Consider the following 16953-nt stretch of genomic DNA (forward strand, 5'->3'; position numbering starts at 1 on the left):
TATGGGATGCGGAAGTTGCTCAACGGGTGGAGGATGTTCGCCCGCAGGCTGCAAAAGTAACGGCTCGTGCCTTACTAATGGTTGCAGTAAATTAGATGTTTACGACTGGCTGTCGCACATGGATATGCCGGCAAATTATAAACCGTTTTCGGTTGTTGAGGTTAAATTTAAAGGTTCGAGGAAAGAGTTTTATCAAAACGTTGATAATATTTACCTTGAAGCAGGTGAGCTGGTGGCTGTTGAAACCACTACCGGCGGGTTTGATACCGGCCACGTATCGCTAACCGGCGAACTGGTGCGCATGCAAATGGTTAAGCGCCATGTTAAAGAAGCCGATGTGGTTAAAAAGATCTACCGCCGTGCCACCCCTACCGATGTAGATAAATGGAAAGCTGCTAAAGATTTGGAATGGGAAACCATGCACAAATCGCGCAAGTTGGCACTTGACCTCAACTTATCTATGAAGATAAGCGACGTTGATTACCAGGGCGATAAAACCAAGGCCACCTTTTATTATACGGCCGAAGGCCGCGTTGATTTCAGGGAACTGATCAAAAAAATGGCCGAAAGCTTCAGGATTCGTATAGAGATGCGCCAGATTGGAATGCGCCAGGAAGCAAGCCGTTTAGGCGGTATCGGCTCATGTGGCCGCGAACTTTGCTGCTCTACTTGGTTAACCGATTTTAAAACGGTATCCACTTCGGCGGCACGCTACCAAAATCTATCGTTAAATACACTTAAACTTGCAGGCCAGTGCGGCAAACTGAAATGCTGTCTTAACTACGAGCTGGATACCTACATGGATGCGCTTAAATACATCCCCGATAATGTGAACGTTTTGCGTACCGAAAAAGGCGATGCCCGTTTACAAAAAACGGATATATTTAAAAAGCTGATGTGGTTCAGCTACCCAAGGGAAGAATCGTGGATTCCGCTGGATATATCGCGTGTTAAAGAAATTCAGCAAATGAACCGCGATGGGGTAACACCTCCTGATCTGGGCGAAAAAGTTGAAATTGAAACTAAACCGGTAAAAGTATTAGATTACGAAAACGTTGTTGGGCAAGATAGTTTAACCCGCCTTGACGAAAGCAATCGTAATAAAAACAAGAACAAAAACCGCAATAAAAATAAAAAACCTAACGCTCAAAACGCGGGCAGTCAGCAGCAACCGGGTCAACAACGTCCGCAGCAAGGCGGCGGTGGGCAACAGCCTAATCAACCAAAACCGCAGCAGCAAGGCGGGCAGCCCCGTCCACCACAAAACAATGGGGGACAAAAACCTGATCAGGCTAAACCGCAACAGAATAACCCGGGTCAGCAGCAACCGCGTGCGCCAAGACCGCCGCAACAACAGCAGGCGGGTGGAGCAGATGGCGCGCAAGCGCCAAAAAATGAAGGCGGAAACCGTAATAACAGGCGTCATCGCCCTAACAGGCCCAACCCTAATAATAACCAAAACAAGAACGATCAGCCGGGTAAACAGCCATGACAAGAGTTTTAAGTTTTTCTTTATTACTGATCTGTTTTTTATGGGTGGGCTGTGCCGATCCGAATACGTTAATTGATGATAATAAGGAGATACCTAACCATAACTGGTCGTACGTAAGCCGTATCAAATACGATGTAAAAATTGATGATCCGGCCAATACATACAATGTTTTCCTTAATTTGAGGGTAACGGCAGATTACAAATATTCTAACATATTCGTTATCGTTTACTGGTCGGAACATGGCCAGAAACCAATACCCATCCGTTACGAATTTAAGCTGGCCAACCCCGATGGTGAATGGCTGGGCGCGGGTTCGGGCAACCTGTATACCTATCGTTTTACGTTAGAAAAAGGCCATAAATTCCCTAACAAGGGCAGTTATCATTTTGAGATAGAACAAAATATGCGCGATAACCCGCTGCACGAAGTTAACGATGTAGGCATAAGGATAGAGAAAGCTAAATAGCTTTTATCATCACTCCTAATTCTTCTTAAAAACATACTGATTGCGCTTAGGCGCAATTTTTATTTTTAGCAATACTAAAAAATGCTAACTTCGTTTTGCTAATATTTTTATCAAAATGACATCTGCCGTTTTACTCATCGCTGCCATAATTGTACTGCTCATCGCTGTATTTTTATTTATTAAAAAGCCCGCGGCTATCGATGCCATTAGTGCCGATGAATTGCTCCGCCTAAAAAATGAAAACGATACGCTTAAAATAAATTTAGCCAGGGCCGAAGAGCGTTCAGTTGGCCTTACAGCCGAAAGGGATAAAGCCGACCGTAATTTACATAATGAGCGTATCCGGCTTGAGGACATGATCAACTCGCTTAACCAGGAGCTCCTTACCGAAAAAAACCGCATAGCCAAAGCCGAAGAAACCTTTAAAGCACAACGCGAACGCTTAACCGATCAGGAAAAAAGTATCCAGGAAATACAGCAGAAATTTCAGCTCGAATTTCAAAATGTAGCCAATAAGATCCTCGACGAAAAATCGCAAAAGTTTGTTGAAACTAACCGGACTAATCTGGATATCCTTTTAAATCCGCTTAAGGAAAATATAAAAGCGTTTGAAGATAAGGTGGAGAAGGTTTACAAAGCAGAATCTGATGAGCGCAATGTACTACGGGGTGAAATCACCAAACTGATGGATTTGAATAAGCTGATCAGTACCGAAGCGCAAAACCTTACTAAAGCCCTTAAAGGTGATAATAAACGCCAGGGCAACTGGGGCGAAGTTATATTAGAACGTGTACTGGAACGCTCGGGCCTGGTTAAAGACCAGGAATACCGCATACAGGCCAGCATGAATGGTTTGGATAATACGCGTTATCAGCCCGATGTGGTAATTGATCTGCCGGATGATAAACATTTGATCATCGATTCTAAGGTATCTTTAATTGCTTACGAGCGTTTGGTGAATTGCGAAACGGAGGAAGAACGGAGGTTATTTTCAAAAGCGCATGTCGAATCTATCCGCGGCCATGTAAATAACCTGTCGTCAAAAAACTATCACGACCTGTACCAGGTAAACTCGCCCGATTTTGTGCTTCTCTTCATCCCTATTGAATCATCTTTTAGTTTCGCGGTACAGATAGATGCCGAACTGTTTAGCGATGCCTGGGACAAGCGCGTGGTGATTGTGAGCCCTTCTACCCTGCTGGCTACCCTGCGCACCATTGCCAGCATGTGGAAACAGGAACGCCAAAACCGCAACGTACTCGAAATAGCCCGCCTCAGCGGCGAAATGTACGATAAGTTTGTAGGCTTTATAACCGATATGGAAAGCATCGGCAAAAATATAAAACAGAGCCATGATGCCTACGATAAAGCCCTAAATAAACTTACCGACGGCCGTGGCAACCTCACCATCACTGCCGAAAAAATTAAAAAATTAGGCGCAAAGGCTAATAAGCAGATAGATCAGAAATATATTGGAGAAGAGTAACAGAGTTAATTTTTGTGAAATAAGTGGGCATTTACAATAGATTTATGTAATTCAGCTCTTTTGCATTTTATAATATTCGGTTGAATTGAAATTACATTGCGAAAAAACTTGTTATCTATTTTTATAAAAATCCTTTTAAAGGGATTTTTAATGCTTGAAATAAATGTTTCTCTATCTTTTAAATTTATAGATATATAGCCACTTAAGGCATTACTGTAACCTATAAAATCTATTTCATTCCAGTAAAAAACCTGATCATTAATGTTATCGATAAGTTTTTCTTCCAATAATATTAATGCAGGTTTTTTCTTAATAAGGCATATAGTGAAGCGAATATACTTTTCTGATACACCATATATCAATCCTCCAAAAATTACAATTACTATTATCCCTAAAGCCACATTATATAAGTAGGCTGCATATACCATAACCGATAATGCTGCTATAAAAACGCAAGCAGTAATACCCGAAAGTATAATTGCAATTGGAGAAAAATAATAGGTTTTACTATTATGCATTAGGTGGCGTAAACGCGTTCCATCCTTGTGCTTTTAACGCGTGTACTGTGCCCGATTTGGTGATCAGGTTGCAGCCGGCTGAAGCCTCAGTGATGTGGCCTATAATGGTAAAATCCATCTTGAATTTTATCTTTTCGTAATCTGATTGCTTAACGGTGAATAGCAATTCATAATCTTCACCACCGCTTAGCGCGCAAACTGTTGGGTCGAGGTTAAATTCGCGGGCTGTTTCATAAGTCATTGGGTCCAGCGGAATTTTTTCTTCGTACAGGTTACAGCCTTTGTTGCTTTGCTTACAGATGTGCAGTATTTCAGATGCCAGTCCGTCAGATACATCTATCATGGCGGTAGGTTTAACATCTATACTTTTTAATAACTCAATAATATCACGGCGAGCTTCAGGTTTTAACTGGCGTTCTATAATATAATCCTTCCCTTCCAGATCAGGCTGAATATTGGGGTTCTCTAAATATACAAGCTTTTCACGCTCCAATAATTGTAAACCGGTGTAAGCACCACCCAAATCGCCCGATACACAAAGCAAGTCACCTTCTTCGGCAGTATTACGGTACACAACATCGTTTTCATCGGCATAACCTAAAGCGGTTACACTAATTACCAAACCTTGTTTTGATGCCGTAGTGTCGCCGCCCACAATATCCACATCAAATTTTTCGCAAGCCAGGTAAATACCTTCGTATAATTCTTCCACAGCTTCCAGCGGAAATTTACTTGATAAACCTAACGATATGGTTACCTGTGTAGCCGTACCGTTCATGGCATAAATATCACTCAAATTTACCTGTACCGCCTTATAGCCAAGGTGCTTTAAAGGGGTATAAGCTAAATCAAAATGGATACCTTCTAACAACATATCAGTTGATACCAGTATTTTTTTACCGGCATAATCAAGCACCGCGGCATCGTCTCCCACCCCTTTTATGGTTGTCGGTTGCTTAATTTTTATGTTTTTGGTTAAATGATCTATCAGGCCAAATTCACCCAGCTGCTGTATGTTGGTTGTTTCTTTATTATCAAACATGCTTATCAATAAAATATCTGCAAAAATACAAAAGCTTACACCAATAATTAAGGTTCATTATGAGTACCGAGTAATAACTATAAATCAATGCATTACGTAATAATAAGTTAATATATAATAAACAGAAGTTAAATTTTTAATATACAACTTTAACTATTATTTATAACAAACCAATTTAATTAAAATCAATTTACTCTATGCAACAATTAAAAAACCTCCGAAAACCATTTTTTACACTTATTGCGGGCGCTTTATTATTTACATCGTGCCAAAAAAATAATATTGCCGCAACAGCTGATGAACCCGCTGCTATTCAAACCAAATTAAAAACACAAGCGGTTAGTCTAAACCAGGGTTTTGAAGTAGGCTCAACCAGCCCAAAATCAGCTTATGATGTGGCACCGGCAGGCTCGGCCAGCGGTGATAATGTTACCATCACAGGTACATCATGGAACTTGTTCGACGCACTTATCGGTAACACAGCAGCCGATAAAAAAGCAGGTACATGGTCGGCCCGTGTACGTAATACCGGTAAAATAACCATGCTTTTCGATGTAACATCGGGCGCAAGCACAGTTATCATAAAACATGCCATTTACAGTACCGATGGCGCCAGCACCTGGGGCCTTTGGTACTCGCAAAACGGGGGCAGCAGCTGGGCACAAGCCGGCAGCAATATCACCTCAACCACTACCTTACAATCGCAATCGTTCACACTTTCGGTTACAGGTAATGTACGTTTAGAAATACGCAAATTAAGCGGTGGCAGCAACCGCCTGAACTTTGATGATATTGTTATCAATGATAATGGCGGCACAGGCGGCGGTACCATCATCACCGGTAAAAAATTCTTGTTTGATGCTACCAAATATGAGAATGCCGGCAGCGCCGACTGGCTAATTGATGCCGACGGTACCGAAAATGTACCTACTTATACAGGCGGTACAACGGTTGAAATAAAAGCACAGCGTATACCTACTCCATCGTATACCGGTATTACCGCTTCTACATCAGAAACCTATTGGAAAGGCGCTATGTCGGCCTGGGCAGTTGACCTGGTTAAAAAAGGCGAACTGGTAGAGAGCTTACCTGTGGGTACAGCTATTACTTATGGTAATTCATCTAATCCGCAAGATTTGAGCAATTATGATGTGTATGTGGTAATTGAGCCAAACCGTTTATTTACCGCGGCCGAAAAAACTGCAATTATGAACTACGTAGCAGCAGGCGGTGGCTTATTTATGGTAGCCGACCATACCGCTGCTACTACAGCCGGTACCGATGCTAATGGCTACAATCCATCTGACAGGGACGGCGATGGCTACGATTCGCCGCGTGTTTGGAATGATTTGATGAGCAACAACGGTATCAACAATAATAAACCATTTGGCTTTAATGTTGATTATGTCGACATCAGTGAAGGTCCGTCAACCAAGGTATATACCGGTACTAATGCCAATGCGCAAAAGGTATTGAACGGCGCTGCCGGTACAGCATCAAAACTGGCTTTTTACAATGGTACCACAGCTACATTATTTACCGCGCAAAATTCAACCGTACAAGGTTTGTTTTGGCGTAACAGCAGTACTTTAAACGGCAGTACAGGTGTAATGGCGCTTCTTGCTACTTATGGAAGCGGCAGGGTAGTATTTGTAGGCGACAGTTCACCATCTGACGATGGCACCGGCGACCCTAACGATAACCTTTTCAATGGCTGGTCGGGCGATTCACCGTCAGGGTTTACCTCTCACCCGGCATTACATTTAAATGCTTCACTGTGGTTGGCTAAAGCTATTTAATTTTTTTATTACACAGATTTCTTTTGAGTGATTGCACCGATTCTTTAAAAAGGATCGGTGCTTTTTTATATTATTTATTGTCATTGCGAGGTACGAAGCAATCACGTCGCTGTACAAATCCGCTCTGTATTGTTCGCGATTGCTTCGTACCTCGCAATGCAAATTTTCCAATCGGTGCAATCACTCAAATAATCGGTGTAATCCAAAAAAAAATTATAATCCCAACTGTGCTGATATATCCAGCATTCTTTCAATTGGTTTTACGGCTCTTTCTATAATATCTGCCGGTACAAATATCTCCGGCGATTCATTTTTGAGGCACAGGTACAATTTCTCTAACGTGTTTCTTTTCATGTGCGGGCAATCGTTACACGCGCAGGCATTGTTCGGCGGGGCCGGTATAAATACCTTATCCGGGTTATCCTTTTGCATTTGGTGTAAAATACCTGCTTCGGTAGCTACTATAAATTCCTTTTCAGGGCGGCTGGTAGCATATTTTAATATACCGGTGGTAGATCCTATATAATCTGCCATCTGCAATATAACCTCCTCACATTCAGGATGTGCCAGTAATTTAGCTTCCGGGTAACGTTCCTTCAGTTTGGTGATTTTTTCTCTCGAAAATATCTCGTGCACCATACAGGCACCATTCCATAATACCAGGTCGCGGCCTGTCTTTTTAGCCACATAGGCACCTAAATTTTTATCGGGGCCAAAAATTATCTTCTGTTCTTTAGGCAGGCTTTCTACAATTTGTACCGCGTTGCTGGAGGTACAAACAATATCGCTCAATGCTTTAAGTTCGGCAGTACAGTTCACGTAGGTGATCACCAAATGATCAGGATACTGCTCCTTAAACTTTTTAAACAAATGCGGCGGGCAGCTGTCGGCCAGCGAGCAACCGGCTTTTACGTCGGGCAGTAATACCTTTTTGTTTGGCGATAAAATTTTTGCTGTTTCGGCCATGAAGTGTACGCCGGCAAATACAATAACGTCGGCATCGGTTTTTGCAGCCTGTTGTGATAATCCGAGACTATCGCCGATATAATCTGCAATATCCTGAATATCAGCGTCCTGATAGTAGTGAGCCAAAATAACAGCATTTTTTTCCTTTTTTAATTTTTCAATTTCATCAAACAGATCAAGGGTGGGGTCAATTTCTTCCTCCACAAATCCCTTCATATTTATTTCTTCAAAAGTATCCATTTCCACATTGTAAATAATAACAACTACTTTTTAATATAAGAAAAAGCTATTGTTTATTAGGGTGTTGATTTTGTTTAAAACTCGTGATTTTAGATGGTGTAAATGTCAGTTTTCCATAATTATTAACATTTTTACACAGTTTTCCATATTTGAATATGCTGAATATTAGATTGCTGTGATAAACAACTTTTTATTTAAAACAGTTTTTGTTAATAAAATTCGTGTGTTAAAAATGTTAGTTTCGTAGTGCAAAGCGCTTATAAGTTGCTTAAAGATTGTTCCATTTGTGTACAAAAGTAGGAGTTATCCACGGGTTTGAGTTTTTTTCCTTTTTTACTTACACAAAATTAACATCTTTTATACGGCTTGTTAACACTTGTGCTACTTTTACACAGTTTATATAAATTCTATGTCTAAAAATGTGGATTTCCTTGTTATCGGATCGGGTATAGCAGGATTGAGTTTTGCCCTTAAGGCTGCAAAACATGGTAAAGTTCTGATAGTTACAAAGTCGAACGAGGACGAATCTAACACTAAGTATGCCCAGGGAGGCGTCGCCGTAGTTGTGGATAAAAAAGAGGATTCTTTTGAAAAACATATAAAAGACACCCTGATCGCCGGTGATGGGTTATGCGATCCGCAGGTTGTGGAGATTGTAGTTAATGAAGGGCCAGAACGCATCAATGAAATTATTGAGTACGGTACCAATTTCGATATGACAAATGAAGGTATTTATGACTTGGCAAAAGAAGGTGGCCATTCAGAGTTCCGTGTACTACATTATAAAGATATTACCGGGTTCGAAATAGAACGTGCCTTACTCGAACAAATACATCAAAACCCTAATATTGAAATACTTACGCACTATTTCGCTGTAGATTTGATAACACAGCACCATTTGGGCGAGTTTGTTGATAAATCATCTACCGATATTAAATGCTATGGCATCTACGCCTTTAATACAGTCACTAATGTGGTTGAAAAAATATTATCAAAGGTAACGGTAATGGCATCTGGTGGTGCGGGGCATATTTATTCGGTAACTACCAATCCTACCATAGCTACCGGTGATGGTGTAGCCATGGTTTATCGTGCTAAAGGAAAAGTGAGAAATATGGAGTTCATCCAGTTTCACCCTACTGCCTTATATAACCCGGGTGAGTATCCTTCCTTTTTAATATCAGAAGCGGTACGTGGATTTGGCGGTGTATTAAAACGTACCAATGGCGAAGAGTTTATGTATGAGTATGACGAACGTGGTTCACTTGCACCACGTGATATTGTGGCCCGCGCTATCGACTCTGAAATAAAAAAATCGGGTGAAGATTTCGTTTACCTGGATGTTCGCCATCGCAGCAAAGCGGATATTATTAATCATTTCCCTAATATATATGCCAAGTGTTTGGATATAGGTTTAGATATGACCAAGGATATGATCCCCGTTGCACCGGCCTGTCATTACATGTGTGGTGGAGTATTGGTTGATCATGTTGGCCGTTCATCCATCCTTAATTTGTATGCCTGCGGCGAATGCTCGTCTACAGGTTTGCATGGGGCTAACCGTTTGGCTTCTAATTCTTTATTAGAAGCTTTGGTATTTGCCCATCGTATTTATGATGATGCCATTAAAGGATTCGAGGAAATAACATTACCTGTAGGTATCCCTGATTGGGATGAAAAAGGGGTTAAACTATCAAACGAAGATATTTTGGTTACCCACAACATCCGCGAAATGCAGAAACTGATGAATGACTATGTAGGTATTGTACGTTCTGATTTCAGGTTGGATAGGGCTATGCGCCGTTTGGGTTTATTATATGAAGAAACAGAGGAATTTTATAAGCGCACCAAACTATCGGTAAAGCTTTGCGAGTTGCGTAATTTGATACAGGTTTCCTACCTGGTTGTAAAATCGGCCATGATGCGTAAGGAAAGCCGGGGCCTGCATTATACTACGGATTATCCTGAACACGCGGCTGTATTAGAGGATACTGTATTTTAATTATGAGCGGAAAACGGGATTCGAACCCGCGGCCTTCAGTTTGGGAAACTGATGCTCTACCAGCTGAGCTATTTCCGCTTATATATTGATCAAACATAATAAAAATTTGTTAGCTGCAATAGCTTCAGTAAATCAATAATTAGCTTATTAAATAATAAAAAATATGCCCTTAATATTACCTGTTAAAGATAAAAACCCAACCTGGGGTAACGATTGTTTTATTGCTGAGAACGCTACCATTGTAGGTGATGTAGTAATGGGCGATAATTGTTCGGTATGGTTTAACGCCGTAATAAGGGGCGATGTACACTATATTAAGATAGGTGATAATACCAATATACAGGATGGCGCGGTAATACACGCCACCTATTTAAAGGCGCCTACCAATATAGGAAATAACGTTTCTGTAGGGCACAATGCGATAGTGCACGGCTGTACCATCCACGATCATGTACTGATAGGCATGGGAGCCATTGTAATGGACGATGCCGATGTACAGGAGTATGTGATCATAGCGGCCGGTTCCGTGGTACTTGAACGTACTATATGCGAATCAGGCTATTTATACGCAGGTACACCGGCAAAAAAAATTAAGCCCATAACTGATGAGCAGCGCGAGCTATTAAAACGACTGCCCAATAATTATATCATGTACTCCGGCTGGTTTAAGGAGTAGCCGGCTCTTTAGGTATATCCACACTTTCTTCAGCTTCCCAGTTAGGGCGCAGGGTTATCTCTTTATCTGATATCCAAATATGCTCGGGCTGAAGCTTTTGCTTTACACTGCCGCTATCCCATTTGCCGTTCTTATTGGTATCGTATATCACTTTTATGCGGTACTTTGCCGTTGGGTAATTGCCGTATACTATAGATGAGTTTTTGGTGATCACGTCGCTTCGCAGCACGCTCTTTTCATCGCGGAATATTTGTACCACATAGTTTTTCCCTGCTTCGGGTACTTTCACTTTAAGGGTAAGTACACCGTAGTTTTCGGGTTTATCTATCGTAAATTGTTTACCCTGTTTTTTATTCTTGTTACCGAATATATCCGTTATGGCTCCCTCATTAAAAGTAAGCTCGTACTTGGCATTCTGTTTCCATCGGTATTTTAAGGTAAAATCACGAACGTTTGAAGTGTCTTTACTGACGGTGAAATTAGTTACCATAGCCGAATCCTCTTTCAGGGTGATCAATGTAGGATTAACGTTTTCCGTATAGATGCTCGGCATAAAACGGAGGTTTGTACCGGGTTTTAATTTACCATCGGCGGTAATGTTGTATTTAAGCGTAACACCTTTCTGAAAGCTTTCTTTACGGCTCTTACGCAACGTAACAGTATCCAACGGCTTATTATTTTCAAACACGGCTATCTTTACCGAATCAAAATCCATAGTGCGCATAAATACAAGTGCCGAATCTCGGGTTGTATTGATGTCCACTATCTTCTGATCATTCAGTGCCGGCGGCGAAACTATTTTGACAGACGGATTAACAAGCGGCTTATTGAAGTACAGCATGATCTTTCCATCATTATCAAAACGCCTTTCTATAAACCTGAATTTTTCGGGCGACTGCTGAAAAAGCACCAGGTTTACGTTTGATGTATCCTTGGTTACTTTGATCGGATTTTTAAGAAAAGCGATCAGCTCTAAATCATTATCGAAGATCTTATTCGGGCTGGCTTCTTTCAAGGCGTAGATATTGTAAGTGTCTTCGCGCAGGTTGTTCAAACTGAAATTACCAGATGAATCAGTCGTGGTAAAAATGGAAGGTTTCTTTTTACCGAAGATCACGGAGTCCTTAGCAACAGGGATCAGCATAACGGTAATGTCTTTTTCCTTTTCCTGTGTTTGCGAGTTGGTCACCGTTCCCGAAATACTCAATGAGTCGATATGGTTACCGGTAGAAAAAACGTAGGTAAAATTTTTCACCACGTTCGATTCATTTACATCCTGAATGGCCTTACCAAAGTTGAGCACATAGGTTGTATTTTTTTGAAGCGTGTCTTTAAATTCTATAACCAGCTTCTGCCCTCTTATTTTGTACTCCGGCGCTTTTTCGGTAGCGGGGCTCAAAGTTATTTCCTGGTACTGATTGCTCAGTTTAAAAAATTCGTCAAACTCCAGCTCTATTTCTTTGGCTTTAAAATTACGGGTCATGTTTGCAGGTAATGCCTTCAATAATTTGGGCGGGGTAAGATCCCTGGGCCCACCCTGCGGTCGTTGCATGCTTGCGCAGCTGTAAAGACCTAAAATTATGATTGCAAACCAAAAAAATTTGCTAAAAATACCGTATTTCTTATTTGATGCCATTTTTAGGGCTTTTAAGCCATTTTCTATTTTTTATGAACGCTGATATTAAAAGTCGGAAATAATTGATTTAATAAGATATTTTATAATATACTGATAATCAATTATTTAAGTGTTATCTGGTAATATGAACCATTAAAACCGATATATCTGATGGCGAAACACCCGAAATTCGCGAAGCCTGACCTAAAGTGCGTGGTTTTATCTTCATCAATTTTTCGCGTGCCTCTTTTGAAACCGATACCAGCTGATGATAATTGAATTCCGGGTTGATCTCACGATCTTCCATTTTCTTCATGCGTTCAACTATATCTAATTCCTTTTCAAAATAACTCTCATATTTGATTTTTATTTCAGCCTGCTCAATAGTTTCTTTATCGTAACCATTTAACAAATCGTTTAATGGTTCATCAGCTTTTCTAAGATCAGTAAACGATACCTGCGGACGGCTCAATAAATTAAACAGTTTTACATTTTGACTGATGGCACTGGTGCCTAACTCTTCCAGTAATCCGTTAGCGCTTGCCCGGTCAATTGATTTGCTCCTGCTGTAAGCTACTATGGCATCTGAATTTTTTATCTTCTGATTTACCTTTTCTAAACGCTCATCGCTCACTAAACCTAACTCATGCGCTATTGGTGTAAGGCGTATATCGGCGTTATCCTGCCTTAATAACAGGCGGTGTTCGGCACGTGAAGTGAACATACGGTAGGGCTCTTCGGTACCTTTTGTTACCAAGTCATCAATCAATACACCTATATATGATTCCGATCTTTTCATGATCAGCTCATGTTTATCGTGTATTTTTTGGTGTGCATTGATACCTGCTATAAAGCCTTGCGATGCCGCTTCTTCATAACCTGTGGTACCGTTTATCTGCCCGGCGAAGTAAAGATTGCTGATCTGTTTGGTTTCTAAGGTAAGCCCTAATTGTGTAGGCGGGAAGAAATCGTACTCTATCGCATACCCCGGGCGGAACATTTTCGCGTTCTCAAAACCCGGTATTTGGGTAAGTGCGCGGTACTGTACATCCTCCGGTAACGAGGTTGAGAAACCATTTACGTAGATCTCCACGGTGTTTAAACCTTCCGGTTCTACAAATATCTGGTGACGTTCGCGCTCGGCAAAGCGGTTAATTTTGTCCTCTATTGATGGGCAATAACGCGGACCAAGACCCTTGATCCTACCAGTAAACATCGGCGATTTCTCAAAACCTTCTTTCAATGTTTCGTGTACATTGCTATTGGTATAGGTGATCCAGCAACAGCGTTGCTCCTGTATTTGCTCAACTTCGGTATAAGAAAAGCGTCCACGAACATCATCGCCCCACTGCTCTTCCATCAACGAATAGTTCAAACTCCGGCCATCTACACGTGGTGGCGTACCGGTTTTCATACGTCCGGCTTCAAAGCCAAGCTCTACTAATTGCTCGGTTAAACCCGTTGCCGACTTCTCTCCTGTTCTGCCGCCACCAAATCTTTTCTCGCCAATATGTATTAAACCATTCAAAAAAGTACCGTTCGTAAGCACTACCGAATCGGCTTCTATCTCTATTCCTATTGAAGTGCGTACGCCTTTTATGGTGTTTCCTTTTACCAATAGAGAGGTAACGGTGTCCTGCCAAAAGTCTACATTGGGGGTTCTTTCCAACGCTAAACGCCACTCTTCGGCAAAGCGCATACGGTCGCTTTGTGCCCTCGGGCTCCACATAGCAGGGCCTTTAGATTGATTAAGCATTCTGAATTGAATAGAGGTCTTATCGGTTATAATACCCGAATAACCACCCATAGCATCTATCTCACGTACTATTTGCCCCTTAGCTACACCACCCATTGCAGGGTTGCAACTCATCTGTGCAATGGTATTCATGTTCATGGTAATTAACAATACCGACGAACCTAAATTGGCAGCAGCAGCGGCAGCTTCACAGCCCGCATGCCCCGCACCTACCACAATAACATTATACTTCTTAAACATCTTTTCCTCCGTGTTCCACGTGGAACATTTATACAATGTTCCACGTGGAACGTTAATTTTCGTTCAATTCACTTAGTTCTAACCAGCGCATGCTTTTGCCCTCTAAAGCGTTATTGTAGGTGCTTATATCGGCCAAAATGCTGTTTAACGTAGCTGAATCAATACCCGCCACGTTTAATTTATCGTTTGCTTGCTTAATTTTTACTTCAAGGTCGCTTATCTCTTTCTCTATGGTTTCAAGTTCTTTTTGTTCCTTGAAGCTTAGTTTTGGTTTCTTTTCTACTACAGGTTTCGGTGTTTCTACAGCTACAGGTTTCTGTTTTGCCGCTTGCTTGGCTTCTTCAGCATCTAACCTGTACGATGAATAGTTGCCGTTGAAAATCCTCACGTTGCCATCACCTTCCATAATGAAAAGCTGTTCTGCCAGGGTATCCAGTAAGTACCTGTCGTGCGATACGATCATGATGACACCTGTGTATGAAGTAAGGAAATCTTCGAGCACATTCAGCGTGTCAATATCCAAATCATTGGTAGGCTCATCCAGTATCAGGAAGTTCGGGTTCTTGATCAGGATGCTCATTAACTGCAAACGTTTCTTCTCGCCACCGCTCAAATTAGATACAAAGCCATGTTGCTTTTTAGGTGGAAACAGGAACTGTGTAAGTAATTGCGAAGCCGATATCATTTTGCCATCGGCCATGGTGATAAACTCCGCTACGTTCTTTACTACGTCGATAACACGCTCATCATCCTTAAACTTTATACCTGCCTGGTGGAAGTAACCAGTCACTGTGGTTTCCCCCTTGTCTATCTTTCCCTTGTCGGGTTGCAAAGCGCCGGTGATCATATTTAACAGGGTCGATTTGCCACTACCATTTTTCCCGGCAAGGCCTATCCTATCTCCTTTCTTAAATACGTAGCTGAAATCAGTGATCAGGTTAACATCTTTAAATGATTTGGCGATGTGTTCAATCTCCATGATCTTGTTACCCTGACGAGCGGTTTTAACACTCAATTCCACCTTGGCTTTTGGACCAGCATTTTTGGTTTTGTCTTCCAAATCATAATAAGCATCAATACGTGCTTTTGATTTAGTACCCCTCGCCTGCGGTTGCCTGCGCATCCAGTCCAGTTCCTTTTTTAACAGGTTGGAGTTTTTGTGGAACTGTATTTCGTCGGTAGCTTCACGCTCCGCCTTCTTCTCTAAAAAGTATCCGTAGTTGCCATTGTAGGTAAATGTTTTTCCTTTGTCTATTTCTATGATCTCGTTACATACGTTATCCAGGAAGTACCTGTCGTGCGTAACCATCAATATGGTTTTGTTACCTTCTGTCAATAATTTCTCCAGCCACTCAATGGTGTCAATATCCAGGTGGTTGGTAGGCTCATCCAATATGTACATATCCGGATCTTCGATCAGTAAACGGGCAAGCGCCAAACGTTTCTTTTGTCCGCCGGATAATGAAGTGATATTTTGATTAAGGTGATGAATATCCAACCGGCCTAAAATAGTTTTGATCTTGTACTCATATTCCCAGGCATCAACCTCGCTCAGCTCTTCCATAACTTTTTCAATGGCCTTGCTGTTGTCGGGGTCGTTCTCTAAAAGTTCTTCGTACCTCCTGATGAGTTGTTGCTGAATATTGTCCTCGTGAAAAATGTAATCGCTGATGGTAACCGAGTTTTTAAAACCGGGATCCTGTTCCAGGTAGCCCAGTCGCAAATCGCGGGCACGCACCACTTTTCCTTCGGTGGGCGAAAACTGGTTTGCCAGTAATTTTAATAAGGTAGATTTTCCGGCACCGTTTACCCCTACCAATGCAACCCTGCGGCCGCGGTTAATACCTATGGTTAAATTTTTAAATAGCCAATGGTCATGAAAGGAATGTCCAAGATTTTCCGCTGAAATGTAAGTACTCACGCTAATTGTTTTATTTTATCCGATGGATGTATAAACACACCCTCTTCATTGTTTAGTGATTGGTTAACCATTGCCTGTGCAACAGTAAGTGCCAGAATGCTCCGGTATTTTTTAAGGCCGCCAATTAATAAAGGATTAAACACCTTCATCAATACCGTAAATATTTTTTCGGCCAGCCGGGGTTCCTTCCTGTCGCCGGTTAACAGCGATGGCTGGTAAATATGCCGCGAAGCAATATTGGTTTTAAAAATACCTTCTTCGGCCTCTCCTTTTGTTTTCAGGTAAAAATTACCCGATTTTGAATCGGCTCCGATTGCGCTTACTAAATGATAATGCTTAACGCCATTATTTGCCGCTAATTGTGCCAGCAATAAGGGATAATCATGATCTATCTTGCGGTACTCGCTCTCATCCGGCGTTTTAGCTTTGGTAGTGCCCAGGCAGCAGAATACCACGTGACCGGTAATGAGCTGCTTATGCGCCGATAGATCATCATAATCTACCACCACTTGTAATAACTTTTTATGCTGTACGGGTAATTCCTTTCTAACTAAAATTACTACCTCATCGTAATCAGCATGTTGCAGCAGCAAATTGAGCAAATAACTGCCAATAAGTCCGCTTGCGCCCGCTATAATTGCTTTATATGCCATTAGTTATAAAAAACATGCAAAAATACGCATAAAATATTTGTGGAATAACTATTGTATGTTTAAACACATATAATAGGAGA

General features: G+C 41.4%; 13 protein-coding genes and 1 tRNA gene. 6 read left to right on the top strand and 8 right to left on the bottom strand.

What is annotated here, in order from left to right:
* Position 1: 1 nt before the first annotated feature.
* The 3 genes from ABD894_RS24145 (at position 2) to ABD894_RS24155 (ending at position 3445) form a co-directional block, all read left to right on the top strand.
* Positions 2-1492, top strand: coding sequence for a PSP1 domain-containing protein (locus ABD894_RS24145; RefSeq protein WP_345213661.1), 1491 nt, complete (start codon positions 2-4; stop codon positions 1490-1492).
* A complete protein-coding gene (locus ABD894_RS24150) occupies positions 1489-1959 on the top strand; it encodes a gliding motility lipoprotein GldH (RefSeq protein ID WP_345213662.1) in 471 nt (156 codons plus the stop codon). The genes ABD894_RS24145 and ABD894_RS24150 overlap by 4 nt, the downstream gene beginning before the upstream one ends.
* 115 nt (positions 1960-2074) lie before the next feature.
* Positions 2075-3445, top strand: coding sequence for a DNA recombination protein RmuC (locus tag ABD894_RS24155; RefSeq protein ID WP_345213663.1), 1371 nt, complete (start codon positions 2075-2077; stop codon positions 3443-3445).
* A gap of 5 nt (positions 3446-3450) precedes the next feature.
* Here the strand turns inward: ABD894_RS24155 and ABD894_RS24160 are convergent, their stop codons facing one another.
* Positions 3451-3963, bottom strand: a complete 513-nt coding sequence (locus ABD894_RS24160) for an STM3941 family protein (RefSeq protein WP_345213664.1) — start codon at positions 3961-3963, stop codon at positions 3451-3453.
* Complete coding sequence (thiL, locus tag ABD894_RS24165; protein WP_345213665.1) at positions 3956-5005, bottom strand: thiamine-phosphate kinase; 1050 nt, start codon at positions 5003-5005, stop codon at positions 3956-3958. Before thiL ends, ABD894_RS24160 begins: the two co-directional genes overlap by 8 nt.
* 197 nt (positions 5006-5202) lie before the next feature.
* Between thiL and ABD894_RS24170 the strand changes: the two genes are divergently transcribed.
* Complete coding sequence (locus tag ABD894_RS24170; protein WP_345213666.1) at positions 5203-6804, top strand: hypothetical protein; 1602 nt, start codon at positions 5203-5205, stop codon at positions 6802-6804.
* A 213-nt stretch (positions 6805-7017) separates the two neighbouring features.
* Here ABD894_RS24170 and nadA read toward each other — a convergent pair whose 3' ends face one another.
* Entirely contained in the window at positions 7018-8010 is a 993-nt protein-coding gene (nadA, locus tag ABD894_RS24175) for a quinolinate synthase NadA (RefSeq protein ID WP_345213667.1), read from the bottom strand.
* A gap of 409 nt (positions 8011-8419) precedes the next feature.
* Between nadA and nadB the strand changes: the two genes are divergently transcribed.
* On the top strand, positions 8420-10012 hold the full coding sequence (nadB, locus tag ABD894_RS24180; protein WP_345213668.1) for an L-aspartate oxidase: 1593 nt from the start codon (positions 8420-8422) through the stop codon (positions 10010-10012).
* 5 nt (positions 10013-10017) lie between these two features.
* Here the strand turns inward: nadB and ABD894_RS24185 are convergent.
* Positions 10018-10090: transfer RNA gene (locus ABD894_RS24185), tRNA-Gly, on the bottom strand.
* An 85-nt stretch (positions 10091-10175) separates the two neighbouring features.
* Between ABD894_RS24185 and ABD894_RS24190 the strand changes: the two genes are divergently transcribed.
* Positions 10176-10688, top strand: coding sequence for a gamma carbonic anhydrase family protein (locus ABD894_RS24190; protein WP_345213669.1), 513 nt, complete (start codon positions 10176-10178; stop codon positions 10686-10688).
* Here ABD894_RS24190 and ABD894_RS24195 read toward each other — a convergent pair.
* The 4 genes from ABD894_RS24195 to ABD894_RS24210 all read right to left on the bottom strand — a co-directional run bounded on the left by ABD894_RS24195 (position 10678) and on the right by ABD894_RS24210 (position 16873).
* Positions 10678-12240, bottom strand: coding sequence for an Ig-like domain-containing protein (locus ABD894_RS24195; RefSeq protein ID WP_345213670.1), 1563 nt, complete (start codon positions 12238-12240; stop codon positions 10678-10680). The two genes, ABD894_RS24190 and ABD894_RS24195, sit on opposite strands and share 11 nt — an antisense overlap.
* A gap of 196 nt (positions 12241-12436) precedes the next feature.
* On the bottom strand, positions 12437-14299 hold the full coding sequence (mnmG, locus tag ABD894_RS24200; RefSeq protein WP_345213671.1) for a tRNA uridine-5-carboxymethylaminomethyl(34) synthesis enzyme MnmG: 1863 nt from the start codon (positions 14297-14299) through the stop codon (positions 12437-12439).
* A gap of 52 nt (positions 14300-14351) precedes the next feature.
* Positions 14352-16220, bottom strand: a complete 1869-nt coding sequence (locus tag ABD894_RS24205) for an ABC-F family ATP-binding cassette domain-containing protein (protein ID WP_345213672.1) — start codon at positions 16218-16220, stop codon at positions 14352-14354.
* Positions 16217-16873 carry an NAD(P)H-binding protein gene (locus ABD894_RS24210; RefSeq protein WP_345213673.1) on the bottom strand — a complete coding sequence of 219 codons (657 nt, stop codon included), beginning with the start codon at positions 16871-16873 and terminating at the stop codon, positions 16217-16219. Before ABD894_RS24210 ends, ABD894_RS24205 begins: the two co-directional genes overlap by 4 nt.
* Positions 16874-16953: the final 80 nt, after the last annotated feature.

It is taken from the genome of Mucilaginibacter gynuensis, assembly GCF_039541195.1.
GTDB lineage: Bacteria > Bacteroidota > Bacteroidia > Sphingobacteriales > Sphingobacteriaceae > Mucilaginibacter > Mucilaginibacter gynuensis.